14 protein-coding genes are annotated in these 16,689 nt (G+C 48.7%); 5 read left to right on the forward strand and 9 right to left on the reverse strand.

Annotated elements, in window-relative coordinates; translation table 11 throughout:
- Nucleotides 1-53: 53 nt before the first annotated feature.
- From SDE_RS18765 to ftsY, 7 genes are all read right to left on the reverse strand, one after another.
- A complete protein-coding gene (locus SDE_RS18765; RefSeq protein WP_041326028.1) occupies nucleotides 54-1,184 on the reverse strand; it encodes an OmpA family protein in 1,131 nt (376 codons plus the stop codon).
- 253 nt (nucleotides 1,185-1,437) lie between these two features.
- The gene (trmB, locus tag SDE_RS18770) at nucleotides 1,438-2,127 is read right to left on the reverse strand and encodes a tRNA (guanosine(46)-N7)-methyltransferase TrmB (protein WP_011470062.1); all 690 of its coding nucleotides are present in this window, start codon (nucleotides 2,125-2,127) and stop codon (nucleotides 1,438-1,440) included.
- 25 nt (nucleotides 2,128-2,152) lie between these two features.
- Nucleotides 2,153-2,524, reverse strand: a complete 372-nt coding sequence (locus SDE_RS18775) for a DUF423 domain-containing protein (RefSeq protein WP_011470063.1) — start codon at nucleotides 2,522-2,524, stop codon at nucleotides 2,153-2,155.
- A 111-nt stretch (nucleotides 2,525-2,635) separates the two neighbouring features.
- The gene (gene rpoH, locus SDE_RS18780) at nucleotides 2,636-3,490 is read right to left on the reverse strand and encodes an RNA polymerase sigma factor RpoH (RefSeq protein WP_011470064.1); all 855 of its coding nucleotides are present in this window, start codon (nucleotides 3,488-3,490) and stop codon (nucleotides 2,636-2,638) included.
- A 274-nt stretch (nucleotides 3,491-3,764) separates the two neighbouring features.
- On the reverse strand, nucleotides 3,765-4,781 hold the full coding sequence (gene ftsX, locus SDE_RS18785) for a permease-like cell division protein FtsX (RefSeq protein WP_011470065.1): 1,017 nt from the start codon (nucleotides 4,779-4,781) through the stop codon (nucleotides 3,765-3,767).
- Nucleotides 4,778-5,470: a cell division ATP-binding protein FtsE gene (gene ftsE / locus SDE_RS18790; protein ID WP_011470066.1), complete on the reverse strand. Its 693-nt coding sequence runs from the start codon at nucleotides 5,468-5,470 to the stop codon at nucleotides 4,778-4,780. The genes ftsX and ftsE overlap by 4 nt, the downstream gene beginning before the upstream one ends.
- A gap of 78 nt (nucleotides 5,471-5,548) precedes the next feature.
- The gene (ftsY, locus tag SDE_RS18795; protein WP_011470067.1) at nucleotides 5,549-6,676 is read right to left on the reverse strand and encodes a signal recognition particle-docking protein FtsY; all 1,128 of its coding nucleotides are present in this window, start codon (nucleotides 6,674-6,676) and stop codon (nucleotides 5,549-5,551) included.
- 82 nt (nucleotides 6,677-6,758) lie between these two features.
- Between ftsY and rsmD the strand changes: the two genes are divergently transcribed.
- The 3 genes from rsmD (at nucleotide 6,759) to SDE_RS18810 (ending at nucleotide 11,087) form a co-directional block, all read left to right on the forward strand.
- Nucleotides 6,759-7,343, forward strand: a complete 585-nt coding sequence (gene rsmD / locus SDE_RS18800) for a 16S rRNA (guanine(966)-N(2))-methyltransferase RsmD (protein ID WP_041324896.1) — start codon at nucleotides 6,759-6,761, stop codon at nucleotides 7,341-7,343.
- A gap of 168 nt (nucleotides 7,344-7,511) precedes the next feature.
- Entirely contained in the window at nucleotides 7,512-8,021 is a 510-nt protein-coding gene (gene coaD, locus SDE_RS18805) for a pantetheine-phosphate adenylyltransferase (RefSeq protein WP_049762704.1), read from the forward strand.
- Between the two features lie 201 nt (nucleotides 8,022-8,222).
- The gene (locus SDE_RS18810; protein ID WP_011470070.1) at nucleotides 8,223-11,087 is read left to right on the forward strand and encodes a class I adenylate cyclase; all 2,865 of its coding nucleotides are present in this window, start codon (nucleotides 8,223-8,225) and stop codon (nucleotides 11,085-11,087) included.
- A 72-nt stretch (nucleotides 11,088-11,159) separates the two neighbouring features.
- Here the strand turns inward: SDE_RS18810 and SDE_RS18815 are convergent, their stop codons facing one another.
- On the reverse strand, nucleotides 11,160-11,996 hold the full coding sequence (locus SDE_RS18815) for an AraC family transcriptional regulator (RefSeq protein WP_011470071.1): 837 nt from the start codon (nucleotides 11,994-11,996) through the stop codon (nucleotides 11,160-11,162).
- 184 nt (nucleotides 11,997-12,180) lie between these two features.
- Here SDE_RS18815 and SDE_RS18820 point away from each other — a divergent pair, with 184 nt between their 5' ends.
- Nucleotides 12,181-12,465, forward strand: coding sequence for a SemiSWEET transporter (locus SDE_RS18820; protein ID WP_011470072.1), 285 nt, complete (start codon nucleotides 12,181-12,183; stop codon nucleotides 12,463-12,465).
- Between the two features lie 143 nt (nucleotides 12,466-12,608).
- Nucleotides 12,609-13,994 (forward strand): GH1 family beta-glucosidase, encoded by a 1,386-nt coding sequence (locus SDE_RS18825; protein WP_011470073.1) that lies wholly within the window; start codon nucleotides 12,609-12,611, stop codon nucleotides 13,992-13,994.
- 98 nt (nucleotides 13,995-14,092) lie between these two features.
- Here the strand turns inward: SDE_RS18825 and SDE_RS18830 are convergent, their stop codons facing one another.
- Nucleotides 14,093-16,414 carry a M48 family metallopeptidase gene (locus SDE_RS18830; RefSeq protein WP_011470074.1) on the reverse strand — a complete coding sequence of 774 codons (2,322 nt, stop codon included), beginning with the start codon at nucleotides 16,412-16,414 and terminating at the stop codon, nucleotides 14,093-14,095.
- Between the last annotated feature and the right edge of the window lie 275 nt (nucleotides 16,415-16,689).

Raw genomic sequence — 16,689 nt, forward strand, 5'->3', positions numbered from 1 at the left:
AAAAAAGCAGCGGGCCAGCCGCTGCTTTAAGGTGTGATCAAATTCGGTAAACCTTACTTTTGCTCAAGCTTCGTTACGCTAGCAGACACTTTAGCTACTACGCGACGGTTAGCCACCAAACCTTCACGGGTGCTTTCGTCAGCTATAGGCTGCTCTTCGCCATAACCAACTGATGTCACTCTGCGCTTAGCTACATTCATTTCCGATACCAAAACGGCAGCAACTGCATCTGCACGTTTTTGAGAAAGTGATTTATTGTAAGCTGCGGCACCGCGTGTATCTGTGTGCCCTTCAATAACAACCACAGAGTTTTCGTACTGCGCCATAAAGTCGGCTACTTTGCGGATTTCAGCAAAATATTCTGGCTTAACAACACTGCTGTTGGAATCGAAATTAACTTTTAAATCAATAGAAACAGATTCGCTCAATTGAACCGGGCAACCTTTAGCGTCTACCTTTAAGTGCATAGCTGTATTTGGGCAGCTGTCTTTGTGGTCTGCCACGCCGTCTTGGTCGCTATCCAGCGCGCAACCTTTAGCATTTACTTTTACACCTGCCGGAGTATTTGGGCAGGCATCGTTGCCGTCTTGCACGCCGTCTTTATCGCTATCTACCATTTTTGCTGCTGCAACCGTTTTAGCTGAACTTGGCGCAGCAGATGAAGACACATTGCCGAAAAAGTAGCTAAAAGTAATACTAGAAAGCAAATGCGGTTTTTCTAGCTCTTGAGCACTAGCAATAAAAAAGTCTGGGCGGAAGGTAATGCGATCGGAAATATAACCTTTAATACCGGCGCCCACACCCACCAAGCTACTGTCGTCAGATACACCCATGCCGTCGAAAGTAAGCTGGCCTGCGCCAACAGAAATATACGGCTCGTAGCTCTCATCGGTTTTAAAGTGGTATAACGCGCTAGCGTAAGTTTGCGCTATTTTAATGCCGTCGCCAGAATCTAATTGTGGCGTTGCGCGCGCATAGTTAAGTTCTATGCTCCAAGGATTGGCGAAGCGGTATCCGGCAAATACTTTACCACCAAAATCACCTTCCATTACTTCCTCATCCGCAAACGAGAAACGCGAAATGCCAGCGCCCAACTCTATACCTTCACGTACGTCTGCAGCATCCGCCGCTGATGTGATAGCCGCTATAGCCACAGCCAACGGGGCAATAATTTTTTTCGACATAACAAATTCCATGACATTCTCCAAAAGAAATTAACACGTTCCTAGTGCCTACCCACAAAGGCAAGCGTTTACGATATTGAGGAAGTTTTTGTGATTCGCACAACTGCGCTAGAATACAAACAATAAAATATAAAACAAGTGCATGTGACTAATATTACAAAGCATCTATGCACAACATAGTAAACACTTGCTACGCAATAAACACTGTGCAGAAAATTTATTTTTTATTGATAAGTAGAAAGAAAAACCGCAGCTATAAGCTGCGGCTAAAAATAATATCCCATACTCCGTGGCCAAGGTTTTCACCTCTGCGCTCGAATTTGGTTGTAGGACGATAGCTCGGCTGAGGGGCAAACTCGCTACCGCCGGCAATATTTTCATAACCCGGTGCAGCTGTCATCACTTCCATCATATGTTCGGCATAAGCCTCCCAATCGGTTGCCATATGAAAGTGGCCACCAATTTTTAGCTTAGCGCGAATTTTTTCTACAAACTCTGGCTGCACTATGCGACGCTTATTGTGCTTCTTTTTATGCCAAGGGTCGGGGAAGAACAATTGCAGCCTGTCTAAGCTACCATCAGGAATGCAATCGCTGAGCACGTCGTTGGCATCGGCCATATAGCAACGCAAATTAGGCACACCTTCGGTACCAGCTCTATTGATTAGACGACCAACACCAGGTGGGTGAACCTCGATGCCAATAAAATCGCTGTCAGGGTCGGCGATGGCCATATCCACCAGCGAGTCGCCCATACCAAAACCAATCTCCAACACCAACGGTGCACTGCGTCCAAACAACTCGGCAGGGTTAATTGGGCCATCAAACAGGCTTACACCATAGTGCGGCCACCACTTATCGAAGGCATTTTTTTGCCCCTCGGTCATTCGACCACCGCGAATTACAAAACTGCGGATGGATTTCTTTTTAAATTCCGGCTGCATGCCTAACCCTTTACTGTATTTTTAACTAAATCTTCACTGCGGCAACAATAAGTGCTGCCCACCCTAAAATAAAACACAGGCCACCCATCGGGGTTACTGGCCCCAACCACGATGGCCCACCAAGCGCTAAACCAAAAAGGCTGCCACTAAAAAGCAGCGCGCCAGCAATAAATAATGCGCCCGCACCATGCAACCAAACCGAGGTGATACTGCGCAATAAAATCGCTACGGCAAGCAATGCCAAAGCGTGAAAAAACAAATACTGCACACCGGTTTGAAATGCGTGCAATAGCGTTTCAGATAACTTGGCTTTAAGCCCGTGAGCGGCAAAGGCCCCCAACATAACACTCAGCATGCCCATGCTAGCGGCAACAATTAGGTAGGTCTTGGCAATCATAATTTGGCCTTTAGCTAATACGCATAGCGGGCGATCAACACCAATCTGCTGGCTCGCATATAAAAAAAGCCGCAATAAATGCGGCTTTTTAGGGTAACAACTAAGTAAGTGTTACGCCTCTAAATAGGTTTTCACTTTTTTCATTGCGTTCTTTTCTAGCTGGCGAATACGCTCGGCAGAAACACCGTATTGTGCGGCTAAATCGTGCAAAGTGGATTTGTCGTCGCTCAGCCAGCGCTGTTGCAAAATATCGCGGCTGCGGTCGTCAAGGCTTTCTAGCGCTGTGGTTAAACCGCTTACGCTGTTTTCGGTCCAATCTTCATCTTCTAATAATGTAGATGGGTCGTAACGGCGATCTTCGAGGTAATTGGCAGGCGCTTGATATGCAGTATCGTCGTCTTCGTCGGCACCGGCGTCGAAAGTGGCATCGAATGAGGCTAAACGACCTTCCATTTCACGCACATGTTTTACATCTACGTTTAAATCTTGCGCTACGGCTTCGGCTTCGCTGTTAGTTAACCATGCTAAGCGCTTTTTCTGACCGCGTAGATTAAAGAACAATTTGCGCTGCGCTTTGGTGGTAGCAATTTTAACTATGCGCCAGTTGCGCAATATAAATTCGTGTATTTCGGCTTTTATCCAATGTACCGCAAACGATACCAGACGCACGCCTTTTTCGGGGTTGAAGCGTTTTACCGCCTTCATTAAGCCCACGTTGCCCTCTTGGATAAGGTCAGATTGCGATAGACCATAGCCAGAGTAGGATTTAGCGATATGCACAACAAAGCGCAAGTGCGCCATTACCATTTTACGTGCAGCATCTAAATTATCACGGTAGTAGAGGTCTTCTGCTAAGGCTTTCTCTTCCTCGGCAGTCAGCACCGCAACACCGTTTACAGTCTGAATATAAGCATTCAGATTCTGACCGGGTGCCATCATGTAGGCAGGCTGTAGACTTGTTCCCATGGATTACCTCCAAATTAGTTCAGGCGACACAGCTGCTTTGGCTGCGCCTCTCCTTATAGGACATTTATAACGGTAAAACGTTCGGCATTTGCCGTCCGATAAACATCTCGAATTCTTCTGCAAGCCCTCGTCGGGCTTAAAGCACGCTAGAGTCTAGCACGCACTTTACGACTTATCTACATGCGTACCCGCATGTGTTTTTTCAAGGCTAAACAGTGATTTTTTTGCCTAAAAGGCAGCCAAAACGTCGATTGAATCACCGTTTAGGCATAAATTAGCTCGGCTCTATTTTCGAAAGCTGTCTCGCTACCGCCAGCCACGCGCCCAGCCAACCCAGTAATGCGCCCAAAGCCGCTAGCGCTAAAAAGCCAGAAAAGCCCAACCCCGCCAACTGAAAGTCGCTTTGATAGAGCTGCGCCAAGCGGTACACGGAGCCAGATATAGCCCAATACGCCACAACCACAATAAATGCGGCCAGCACACCACCCAATAACCCGTAACAGCCCCCGGTATACAAAAACGGGCGCCGAACAAAGGCATTAGTGCCGCCCACCAGCTTACTCACTAAAATTTCTTCGCGACGATTCTCAATGGCCAACCGCACCGTGTTACCTATGGCCAATAGTACGCCTAACCCTAGCAAGGACGCTAACGCGAGCACTATGGTTTCACCTAACACCATTATTTCGCGCAGGCGACGCACCCAATCCATGTCGTAAACCACTTCTTCCACAATCGCCTCGCTGGCAATAGCATCCGCTAGGATGCGCAGCGAGCTTGGGTCCATTGCGGTTGCCTTGGGTGAAATAACCAAGGTTGCGGGCAGAGGGTTATTGTCTAGGCTGGTAAGCGCTTCACCAAAGCCAGAGTTAAGCTGAAAATCGGCCAGCACCTGCTCTGGGGTAAAGTATTCCACCCGCGCTACATCAGCTCGGTTTTGTAGGTTTTTTACAAGGCTTTCAATTGCCGGCTCGCGCGCCTTTATATTGATATACACAGAGAGCTTGGGGTTGGCATCCCAGTTGTCGCCCAACTGCTGAAAGTTGTTCAGTGCAAGCAGCAAGGTAGCTGGCAACGCCAAGGCAATAGCCACTACAAGCGAGGTCATTAGGGTTTGTAACGGCGCGGCTAATAGGCGAGTGACACTGCTGGTAAGCGATGCACGATGATGCATCCAATAGCTGCGGCTTTTATCGCTAACGCTCGTTTTGGTTTGCTTCGCGCCGCCCGTTGCTGCCGGGCGTGCGGGTACAGCACCTTTAGCTTTAGGTGCGCGAGGTCGCTGACTCATACGCCACCTCCAACTTGCGGCTCCGGCAGCAGCCCATCATGCACCAAGCTACCATTGGCCAAAGTTAGCACTCGCTTACGCAGGCGACGCACCAGCGCCAAATCGTGACTGGCGATCATAACCGTCACCCCCACGGCATTAAATTGGGCGAACAGTTTCATAATTTCGGCAGACAGTGCGGGGTCGAGGTTGCCGGTTGGCTCATCCGCCAACAGCAATGGCGGCTTGTTTACCACAGCGCGGGCAATACCCACACGCTGCTGCTCACCGCCAGATAAGGTAATTGGGTTGAGCTTTTCTTTATCGAGTAGGCCGACTTTATCTAGTGCTGCGCGCACGCGGCGGCCCACTTCACGGGAATGAAAACCGGCTACCTGCAAAGGCAAGGCAACGTTTTCGAATACGCTGCGATCAAATAAAAGCTGATGGTTTTGGAACACCACCCCCACTTGGCGGCGGTGAAAAGGAATTTGGCTTGCGCGCATGCGGTTGAGATTGCGACCACCAATAATCACTTGGCCAGTGCTAGCGCGCTCCATGAGCATTATCAGCTTCATAAGGGTACTTTTACCGGCGCCTGAATGGCCGGTTAAAAACACCATTTCAGCGGGTTCGATATCAAACGAAATACCCCCTAACGCCTCATGGCCGGTAGGGTAACGTTTGCTCACCTGACTAAAACTGATCATTGCACGCCTGCGTGTTTTACACTTTTTAAATTGTGGGTTGAAAGGTTGGCCATTTACTAACGCGAATAACTAACCGCCCTAATCACTAGTTGAAAACAATGCTTCGGTAAATTTCTTGGCGTCGAACGGCTGCAGGTCATCTACGCTTTCGCCCACGCCAATGTAGCGCACAGGAATATTGTGCTTTTTACTCAGCGCAAAAATAATACCGCCTTTAGCGGTGCCATCGAGTTTAGTAAGCACTAACCCCGTTACATCGGCAGCCTTTTTAAAGTGGTCTGCTTGGCTTACGGCGTTTTGGCCGGTACCGGCATCTAACACCAGCAACACTTCATGGGGGGCTGTGTTATCCAACTTACCCATTACGCGCTTAACCTTGGCCAGCTCTTCCATGAGGTTGCTTTTGTTGTGTAGGCGGCCGGCGGTATCGGCTATAAGCACATCAATGCCGCGCGCCTGTGCCGATTGCACCGCATCAAAAATTACCGAGGCGCTATCTGCACCAGAATGCTGAGCAATAACCGGCACTTTGTTGCGCTCGCCCCACACTTGCAATTGCTCTACTGCAGCTGCACGGAATGTATCACCAGCGGCCAATATTACTGACTTACCTTGGTTTTGGTAGCGCTTGGCCAGTTTGCCAATGGTGGTGGTTTTACCCACACCATTCACACCAACAACCAAAATAACGTAGGGGGATGGCAATGGCGCATGGCTTTGCTCTAAATCGAAGGGTACTTCTACCTGCTGTAATAGCTTGGCCAGCGACTCGCGCAGTGCATCGTACAGCGCTTCAGAATCGTTAAGTTGCTTGCGTGCAACGCGGTCAGTCAGGTCTTCAATAATGTCGGTTGTTGCATCCATACCCACGTCTGCCATTAGCAGCAGGGTTTCGATTTCTTCGAGCAATTCATCGTCTATGGCTTTTTTACCAAGCAATAAATTACTTAAACCATTGGCAAACTGGTTGCTGGTGCGCGACAAACCGCGTTTAATGCGCGCAAACACACCCAGTTTTTCGGATTGAGGCTCTGGCTCGCCATTATTTGGCAGCGAAGGCTCTACAGTTGGCACGCCCGTTTCGGGTTGCTCAGCAGGGGCCTGTTCACCGGTTGCTGAGGCTGCATTTTCGTCAATAGCGGGCTGGACTGCGTCCTTGGCGGCCGCGGTTTCGTCCTGAGATTTCTTTTTCCGTCTAAAAAACATAGTTGGGTCTAATAGGTAAATTGATGAGCGGGCGATATCCTACCATTTCGCGCTGGCTTTGAGGGATTTAGAGGACACGCTTTTGCGTAAAAATAATCAAAAAAATGCGGGTTCGAGTATTCGCATCATTGCCGGCGATTGGCGCGGGCGCAAATTACCCGTTGCCGAAGTGGATGGCCTGCGCCCCACCGGTGATCGCGTACGCGAAACCCTGTTTAATTGGCTGCAGTTAGATATAAGCGACGCACGCTGTTTAGACCTATTTGCAGGTACCGGTGCGCTGGGTTTAGAGGCCCTATCGCGCGGTGCCAGCGAAGTGGTTTTCACCGAGTTAGATGCCAAAGCACAGCAGCAACTACAGACAAACCTAACCACATTACAGCCGCACGGCGGGGTATTAAAACGCATGGCCGCCCTCGACCTGCTTAAGCAGCCCCCCGCCACCCCCTACGATATTGCCTTTATCGACCCACCTTTTGCCCTTAACCTGTGGGACGACACCCTCAAAGCGCTAACTCAAGCACCTTGGCTAAGTGAACACGGGTTAATTTATGTGGAACACCCCAAACGCACGGCAATAACATTGCCCAATGGCTGGCAAGAGCGTAAAAGTAAAACCTCGGGGCAGGTAACTTACTGTCTGCTAGAGCGAATAGAAGGCGCGTGAGATTAGCGCCCGCAACTTTTGCTGCCAAATAGTCACTACTTTGCAACTATGCACAACGATTAGGCTAATAAACAAACAATCACACATCGCTTTTGCGCGAAAGCAAGACAAGGCGAATAAGCTGAGGCTAAAATGCGAGATAACGCTCCTAGAGAACAGGCTCCCACTATGAAACGCGTGGTTTACCCAGGTACTTTCGACCCCATTACCAATGGACATATCGATTTAGTCGAGCGTGCGGCGCACCTTTTTGACTATGTCGTTGTCGCCATTGCCGAAAGCCGCAAAAAAAACCCGCTGTTTACTATGAGCGAACGGGTTGCCCTTACCGAAGATGTGCTAAGCCATTTGCCCAACATAGAAGTGTGCGGCTTTGACTGCCTATTGAAAGACTTAGTAGAAGAGAAGCAAGCCTACGGAGTTGTGCGGGGGTTGCGCGCAGTGTCGGATTTTGAATACGAATTCCAATTGGCCAATATGAATCGCGCTTTGGCACCGGCAATGGAAAGCTTATTTTTAACGCCAGCCGAACACCTCTCTTATATTTCATCTACCCTTGTGCGCGAAATTGCGTCACTTGGCGGCGATGTAACTAAATTTGTGCCCAAACAAGTTAAAGAAGCGCTCGATCAAAAGTACATATCTCTGGGCATAGTAAAAACAGATAAAGAAAGTTAATTCGCTAAACCTTCCCCAATTTAAGCCTCGCTTAATATTTGCGCCCAGCTTGCAATGCAACTGGGCCTAAATCTGCACTTTTATATAAAAACATCCCATAAGCAGCGGCGCTTTTTATGCTGCAGAGTTGCGTTTGCACTGCTAACCTTTAGAGGTTGATCACACTTTAGGCGGAACCACTTCACGGGAGGAGCCAAGCCAATGATCCGGCAGCGCGCCATTCCAGATACAACCCTTGAGGACGGCCTAGACAGACAGAACCTCACTTTATTGCGCAAACGCTTTTTATCGATAAATACCGATCGATTAGAGCGCATGCGTTCGGCGCTTAATTCGCACCAGCAATTATGCCTAGATGCGCTGCCGCTGCTATTTCACACCAACCACCCCATGATGCCCGGCTTTGTTTCGCGCAGCACACCGGCGCGGCTTTGCAATTTCAAACCCGATAAAGATATTTTACAGCTAGGCAGACGCGTAGCGCGCAGCTTTACCCTAGGCTACGACCCCAGTCTAGAAGAAGACATATACGGCATATACGTAATGGGCAGCGTGGGCACCATTGCCCAAAGTGAAAGCAGCGACTTGGATATTTGGCTGTGCCACAAGCCGGGCTTAAGCAAGCAGGCAGTGGATGAGCTAGAGAAAAAGTGCACAAAAATAAGCGAATGGGCCATGAGCCTGCGCTTAGAAATGCACTTTTTTACTATGGATTACGAAGAGTTTAAACGCGGCACACTCTCTGCGCTAAACGAAGAAAGCAGCGGCAGCGCGCAGCGCCTACTTTTACTGGATGAGTTTTATCGCTCTGCTATTTTTTTAGGTGGCCGCATACCGCTGTGGTGGTTTGTACCGGCGCGCGCAGAAAAAGATTACGAAAATTACAGCAGCACACTTTTAGACAAACGTTTTTTAAGTGATAACCTCGTATTAGATTTTGGCGACATTGCCACCATTCCCGATGGCGAATTTATTGGCGCGGGTATATGGCAACTTTATAAAGCCATTGAATCGCCCTACAAATCGGTTTTAAAACTTCTGCTGCTCGAAGCCTACGTAAGCGAGCACCCCAATATCGACCCGCTCTCGCTCAGTTTTAAACGCGAAGTATTTGCCGGCGAAGTGGATATTAACAACCTCGACAGCTACTTAATTATTTATCGCCGCATTGAACGCTACCTGCAACAAAAACAACAGTACAAACGCCTAGAGCTGGCGCGGCGCTGTTTTTATTTTAAAGTAAACAAACCCTTATCTCGCCCGTCGCGCAGCAATACTAAATCGTGGCAGCGCGTGCTTATGGAGCAACTGGTAAAAGATTGGGAGTGGAGCGAGGCCGATATAGCCCTGCTAGACAAACGCAAACGCTGGAAAACCAACACAGTGGCTATGGAGCGCAGCCAATTAGTTAGCGAGCTAAACCACAGCTACCGCTTTTTATTAGACTTTGCCAACAACTGCGGCGTGGCCCACGCGATAAGCTCCGACGAGCTGAATATACTCGGCCGCAAATTACAGGCCGCCTTCGAGCGCAGGCCCGGTAAAATAGACTGGATAAACCCAGGCATCTCTCACGATTTATCTGAACCGTTAATTGCCCTACACAGCGAATACGAAGAAGCCTTAAAAACCACGCTGTGGACAGCCGTTACTTTTGATGAAGACTCCCCCAATGCCGGCGGCGAAGCCATAAAAGCGTCGCCCAGTGTGGTGGAGCTTATGCTGTGGTGCTATTACAACGGGTTGATCGACAACAGCACCCGCTTCGACTTAACCGGCTGCGAAGAAATAAACGAGTACGAACTGCGTCGCTTACTTAATTTATTTCAACAATGGCTGCCGCAAACAACGTCGTCCTTACCCCACGAAACTTTTAAACAATCGGCGGTGCCCAGCGATGCCATGTTACTTATAAATGTGGCCAAGCACCCCATGTCGCAACTACAAGATCACGGCTACCAGCGTTTAAGTAGCCGCTCGGATGCCTTGCGCTACAGCGGCTTTGACGAAAACTTAGTTGTATCGGTAGACATTGTTATTCGCAACAGCTGGAATGAAATAAACACACGCCGCTTTGAAAAAGACACAGCCCTGCTAGACGCGCTGCACGAATACTTACAGCTATGCCTGCCTGGCACCCATCACCTGCCGCCAGCACTTACCGTAGAATGCGTAGGCGAAACGCTTTCGAACACCATTAGCCAGCGGGTAAAAGATTGGTTTAATGAAATAGTGCACTGCTTTTACGCCGATAAAAAAGCCGCAAACCGCCGCTATATTTTTGAAATGGGCAACCACTATTACTGCTTGCAGTTTAGCGGCATGAAGTTAGTTACTCGCGCCTTCACCAACCCCAACGCCCTGCTTGCGCATTTGGGCGAAGAGCAAACCAAGCCCAGCCCCATAATACTAGACAGCAACGCGCTGCACTTGCACCCACTGCGCCCCATTTGTAGCCACACCAAAGCGCAATCGGTAAGTGTGTTTTATCACCGCTTTGATATAGGCATGGAAATTTTTGTAGTGGATGAAAAAGGCTCTATTCACTACACCCTATTGCGCGGCTGCAAAGATCACAACCCGCTTAAATCGCTGCACCGTTTTTTACGCGCAACCATAAACCGCGAAGCGCGCTCCAACCCGGCTTTTTCCGGCGACTTTGGTATTTTTCCTATTCATTTTTACGAGCTTAGTAAAAATATAACCAATCAATACGGCTGCGTAAGCAAACGTATTTCCACTGAGCTACCAAGCCCAGCGCTATTTGATGTTAAAGCCATCGCCCACCCTGTTAACGATAACGTGGTGTTCGATTTTTATTGTGATGATCAAGAGTTTTCGGCGGTGTCTTTTGGGGAGCAACTAGAGCTAGTGGTCGCGCAATTTATTTTATCGCGCCGCGCCGACAACAACCGCTACCCCATATACATTACCGATATAGACTTAAGCCTTTGCGCCGGCAAAATAAGCGAAAATGGCGAACTGCAAATCAACCACTACCTCACCATAAAATCTGACTTAGAATTTAAACTCAACCAAGCCATTGGCATTTTACTTAAGGCGTAGGTTCAAACGCTAAGCGCTAGTTGCTAATCGCCAGTATTTGGAAACTAAAAACTAGCGATTAAAGATTAGCCGTTAGAGTTTGTCCCTCGATTGTGTTCGGTAATGGCCTGGGCTTTGACCTAGAGATTTTTTGAAGCGTTTAGAAAAATTCAGCACATCGGTATAGCCCACCTGCCCACCAATTTGCGCAATAGACCAATCCGTATGCTGCAGTAAATATTTTGCCCGCTCCATGCGTAAATAAATTACCTGCTGCACTGGGCTGCGGCCAAAACGCTGGCGACACAAGCGGTGCAAATGGGGGGCCGAGTAGTGCACCAAATCGCACATATACTCTATGCTCCAATTAAAATGCAACTGGTTTTCTACTTGCCTAAACAACGTATCCACGCGCTGATAATCGTCGCGCGCCACGCGCGGCTGGGTGAGGGTTTCGTTTAAATAATGGCTCAGCAAATGCATACTGCTTAGGCGCAGCGAAGGCTCGGGTTCGTAGTAGAGCACGCTTAATAAATGGTACACCTGTAGCGCTTGCTCGCAGTACTCCACACTGGCAGCACTACTCGCCAATGCACGCCACTGGCGGGTGTTATAAAAACAAAACCATGCCGTCGACCAAGAGGCCGAATCCAACTCGAACAAAAACGGCAACCCAGCGGGCAACACTGTTACGCTGGGCGAAGTTATAGCTTGGCTGCCGGCATCGGTATGCAACACCCCTTGACCATTAACGCTAAACAGCACCGTGTGAATATCCGCAGCCACGTGCCCTACTCTATAGGCCCCCTCAAGGCGCGATACCCCTGCCAACTGAATATCTGCCTCCACCAACTCGGGCGTGCGCGTAGGGTCCACAAACCGCTCTACACACTGCGGCCCAATATCCAAAACATCCTTCCACTTTTTCAAAATACACCTACCCAATCGCCAATTGCGAATCTTTAACGGCTAGTTCTTGCGGCTAGAGACTAAGGATTATGAATTGAAATGATAGTTTTGACCATAAAGTTGATAGAATCTTACATAGCGCCCAGCGCTGTATCGCCCTATAGTTAACCCATACTCGTCAACGATTATTGAAGTAGGCATTGTTATGAGCGGTATAGATATATTGGGGTTTTGCGCTGCATTCTGCACAACTATTTCGTTTTTACCGCAGGCAATCAAAGTGATACGCTCGCGAGATACGTCATCCTTGTCGCTCGCCATGTACAGTATATTCACTATTGGCGTTAGCTTGTGGCTTGCTTACGGTTTATACAAGCAAGATTTGGCCATGATTATAGCCAATATAATTACACTGGTATTAGCCACCATTATTCTCGCCACCAAAATAGTTAACGATGTAATGGTAAAAAGAAACAACCCCGCACAATAAGGCCGCGGCGGGCTGCTAAGCTGTAAACAGCACCCGCGCACAGCCAAGGCGCATTGCGCCAACTATCAAGTAAATAGCACATCGCCCCCGCAGTAGATGTAAAGATTAAGCACGTTAAAGTAAGCACAAGAGAGCAAAGCAGTATGAAAACCTTTAACCCAGATTTCGTATGGGGAGCAGCCAGTTCCGCCTATCAGGTAGAAGGCGCCACCACCACCGATGGCAGAGGCCCCAGTATTTGGGATGCGTTCAGTTCCATTCCCGGTAAAACCTACCACAACCAAAACGCCGACATAGCCTGCGACCACTACAACCGCTGGCAAGAAGACGTGGCCATAATGAAAGAGATGGGGCTAAAGGCTTACCGCTTTTCTATTTCTTGGTCGCGCATATTCCCTACTGGGCGCGGCGAAGTTAACGAAAAAGGCGTAGCCTTTTACAACAACCTTATCGACGAATTAATAAAAAACGACATTACCCCTTGGGTAACCCTATTTCACTGGGACTTTCCTCTGGCACTGCAAATGGAAATGGACGGCCTACTTAACCCCGCCATCGCCGACGAATTCGCCAACTACGCCAAGCTGTGTTTCGCGCGCTTTGGCGACCGCGTTACCCACTGGATTACCCTAAACGAACCTTGGTGCAGTGCCATGCTTGGCCACGGCATGGGCAGCAAAGCCCCTGGCCGCGTATCTAAGGATGAACCCTATATAGCCGCCCACAACTTGCTGCGTGCACACGGCAAAATGGTAGATATTTACCGGCGCGAATTTCAGCCCACACAAAAAGGCATGATAGGCATAGCCAACAATTGCGACTGGCGCGAACCCAAAACCGATTCTGAATTAGATAAAAAAGCAGCCGAGCGCGCCCTAGAATTTTTTGTAAGCTGGTTTGCCGACCCCATTTATTTGGGCGACTACCCAGCCAGCATGCGCGAGCGCTTGGGTGAGCGTTTACCCACCTTTAGCGACGAAGACATTGCGCTAATAAAAAACTCTAGCGACTTTTTTGGTTTGAATCACTACACCACCATGCTTGCCGAACAAACCCACGAAGGTGACGTTGTTGAAGATACTATTCGCGGCAACGGCGGCATATCGGAAGACCAAATGGTCACCCTCTCCAAAGACCCAAGCTGGGAACAAACCGACATGGAGTGGAGCATTGTGCCCTGGGGCTGTAAAAAATTATTAATCTGGTTAAGCGAGCGCTACAACTACCCCGACATTTACATTACCGAAAACGGCTGCGCCCTACCCGACGAAGACGACGTAAACATAGCCATTAACGATACACGCCGCGTAGATTTTTACCGCGGTTATATCGATGCGTGTCACCAAGCAATAGAGGCCGGCGTAAAACTAAAAGGCTATTTTGCATGGACACTTATGGATAACTACGAATGGGAAGAAGGCTACACCAAACGCTTTGGCTTAAACCATGTAGATTTCACCACAGGCAAACGCACACCTAAACAGTCTGCAATTTGGTATAGCACGTTAATTAAAGATGGTGGGTTCTAGTCAGTTTTTATTGCCGCCTATTTGCGTTTGCGCGAAACATGCTCGCTACATTTCGCGCAAACTTTTTTATTAAACGGCTCGTTTCAATTTCTACACTGCTAAATAAACATCACACCGCTGTATATAGTACCCCCAACAATACCCATAGATACCAACAAGCGCGCAAGGGTTGGCGCTAAACCGTGCGCAAGCTGAAAGCGATTCCACAAATCGAGTTTGCGCTGTAGCACATGCTCGTCACCCGGCATTAATTTTGGATGATTGCGCGGCGCAGCCCCAGGGTATGGCGCCTTGCTGGGCTGGGTGCCCTGCTCAATATGCTGTTTTAATTCTGCCTCGGTAGTAATAAGCGTTTCGAGCGCAATATTATTCAGCACACTTAGCGCGTGATTTATATTTTCCATTTGCTCTGCAGCGGCGGGGCACCACTGACCCCAGTTCTTTTTATTTACATCCACCAATTCAAACTTGGGGCATTCTTTGCTCCAGCTGTGAATGCCAATTTCTTCTAATATTGCCGCAGGCAGCGTAATTTTAGCCAAGGCAACCGACACTTCCTCCATTACCGCCTGCACACCATTACAGGCTTTAAGCATACGGCGTTTTTCAAAAAAGCCTATTTGGCCGTCGGCTGTTATTACTTGCCAAGTGTTTACCATAAACGCAAGTTCGTCTTCGACCTTTGCACTTAAATGTTCGGTGCAATGCACTAACGCCACCAAGCTTTGCAAATAAACATCCCAATCTTGCCCCAGCTCTTTTGCGGCTTGCAGGTGGGCGCGGCGGCAACATGCATCATGTAATTTCAACCTGTCGGCAACCACTTTGCGCTCTTTGCTAATGGCTGCAATTGCATTGGGAATATCCCCTTTTTTAAGCTCTTCTCCGCGGTGCCGAATAATACCCCCAGAAGGTTTAAGCTCACCCGAAGCCAATGCCTGTAAGGTGGAGCGTTCTATATCTAAGCTGCGCGCGGCTTCTAAATCGTCGCGCAGAGATTGCGGGTAAATATCGGCCAAGGATTCTTTCGCGCTAGCCTTCTCAGAACCAAAGGAAAAAATTTCTTCCGCCGATTCAAAATTTCTAGCCCAACTGCGATTCAAATACGTACCGCGATATTCCGGCGAATACGAAGCGCGACTAAAGCGCGCTTGTACAGCTTGCTGTGGGCAGGTTTTTTCCCACTCTTTGGCTTTTTCGGTGTTAAAAATATCTACACTTACTTTATTTCTTATGGCCTGCGCATCGCTAAACACTAACCACGCAGAACGAGAATCTATTTCGGCGGGTACATATACGCTTTTGGCATTATCTTCTCGGTCGCGGTTTGCAGGGTGTGTTGCCCACATTTGCGGTGGCCGCGCAGAATCGGCATCAAACACGCGGTGCGCAGGGCGCAGGTTTTCTGCCGGTAATTCTGGTGTAGCCCCATAGGTATCGTCGGCCATAACTCTGCGCAATTGGTTAATGGCTTCTTGTTGCGCCAAAAATAAATCGTCTACTAATTTACCCGAGCCAGCTTCGCGGCCGGCTATGTTCAATGCCGTTTGCCAAGCGTGATCGGCAGCTTGCAATTTGTGTAGTGCATTCACCAGCGCATCACTACCGGTTACGCTTACCGCCACTAAATCGGCATTAAATTCCATTTCGCGGCTAAGCGCGCGCTCGGCAATAATTACCACGCGAAACAGGGTATCCACTACACTGCGCATGGCCCACATTACCAACGACAACAACCACCCAACCCAGGCTATACGTAAATCAATGCGCGAAATAAAACTTACGGTTTTATCTAACCAGTCGCGGGTAGCCACCATATGGCCAATAATTTGTTGCGCTATATACACCCAGCGCCCCACCATCATCGAGCCCTGTGCAAAATGCCCAAATTCGTGGGCGAGCACAGCTTTAAATTCGCCAAGGTTTAAGACATTAACCAAACCCAAGCCAACAATTAAATTTTTCTTAGAGGGAAAAAGTAAATTCCACAGCGATAAATCGTAAAACACTGCGGCGTTTACTTCTGGGGTAAGAAATACACGGTGCGGTTTAGGCGCGCCCACTTCATCGGCGAGTGTATTTAAAAATTCAAATAATTTTGGCTCTTGCTCGGCAGTAACTTCTATACCGCGCGGGTCGCCAGATTTGCGCACAGCAAACAGCGATTTTGCCATAAACACAGCAAGCATTAGCGAAACAACGCTAATAAATAGGGTAACCAGATCGAACACACTACTTAGCGCCAAGAAGCCTTGGTAACTAATAAAACCAAAGCTCACCATTAACGCAATATACAACAGCATAAATACCAACAAGCCCGCCATGGCATACATGGCTTGGCGCTTATAACTGGCTTTGGCTTTGGTTAATTCCTGAGGTACGCCGCTAGGGCTGGCGGGGTAAAGAGGCAGGCTATTCATATCCATCTCCGTTGGGGTTTATTGTTATTTGGGCACACAATAGGTGCGCCGCTTCCTGTTTTAGCTTGCTCTACAACCGGCTTAACGCATGCATTGCGAGCATTTATTAATCAAGCTGGCGTAATTTATAACAGTTTATTCCAAACGCAAAAAGCACTAATTGCAGCTAAAAACAGCACTACCCTATAGACCCCCGCACAATCAAACACCTCCAACCCTTGCACACCAAACAAACTTTTGTCGCACAAAACAATGCGCGTTAACGGGTAGGTAGC

Source organism: Saccharophagus degradans 2-40 (genome assembly GCF_000013665.1).
GTDB lineage: Bacteria > Pseudomonadota > Gammaproteobacteria > Pseudomonadales > Cellvibrionaceae > Saccharophagus > Saccharophagus degradans.

Bases quoted from the DNA above. Each gene is read 5' to 3' on its own strand.
- SDE_RS18765 (WP_041326028.1), bottom strand. From the start codon at position 1,184: ATGTCGAAAAAAATTATTGCCCCGTTGGCTGTGGCTATAGCGGCTATC.
- trmB (WP_011470062.1), bottom strand. From the start codon at position 2,127: ATGCAGCCGGAATTTAAAAAGAAATCCATCCGCAGTTTTGTAATTCGC.
- SDE_RS18775 (WP_011470063.1), bottom strand. From the start codon at position 2,524: ATGATTGCCAAGACCTACCTAATTGTTGCCGCTAGCATGGGCATGCTG.
- rpoH (WP_011470064.1), bottom strand. From the start codon at position 3,490: ATGGGAACAAGTCTACAGCCTGCCTACATGATGGCACCCGGTCAGAAT.
- ftsX (WP_011470065.1), bottom strand. From the start codon at position 4,781: ATGAGTCAGCGACCTCGCGCACCTAAAGCTAAAGGTGCTGTACCCGCA.
- ftsE (WP_011470066.1), bottom strand. From the start codon at position 5,470: ATGATCAGTTTTAGTCAGGTGAGCAAACGTTACCCTACCGGCCATGAG.
- ftsY (WP_011470067.1), bottom strand. From the start codon at position 6,676: ATGTTTTTTAGACGGAAAAAGAAATCTCAGGACGAAACCGCGGCCGCC.
- coaD (WP_049762704.1), top strand. From the start codon at position 7,512: ATGAAACGCGTGGTTTACCCAGGTACTTTCGACCCCATTACCAATGGA.
- SDE_RS18810 (WP_011470070.1), top strand. From the start codon at position 8,223: ATGATCCGGCAGCGCGCCATTCCAGATACAACCCTTGAGGACGGCCTA.
- SDE_RS18820 (WP_011470072.1), top strand. From the start codon at position 12,181: ATGAGCGGTATAGATATATTGGGGTTTTGCGCTGCATTCTGCACAACT.
- SDE_RS18825 (WP_011470073.1), top strand. From the start codon at position 12,609: ATGAAAACCTTTAACCCAGATTTCGTATGGGGAGCAGCCAGTTCCGCC.
- SDE_RS18830 (WP_011470074.1), bottom strand. From the start codon at position 16,414: ATGAATAGCCTGCCTCTTTACCCCGCCAGCCCTAGCGGCGTACCTCAG.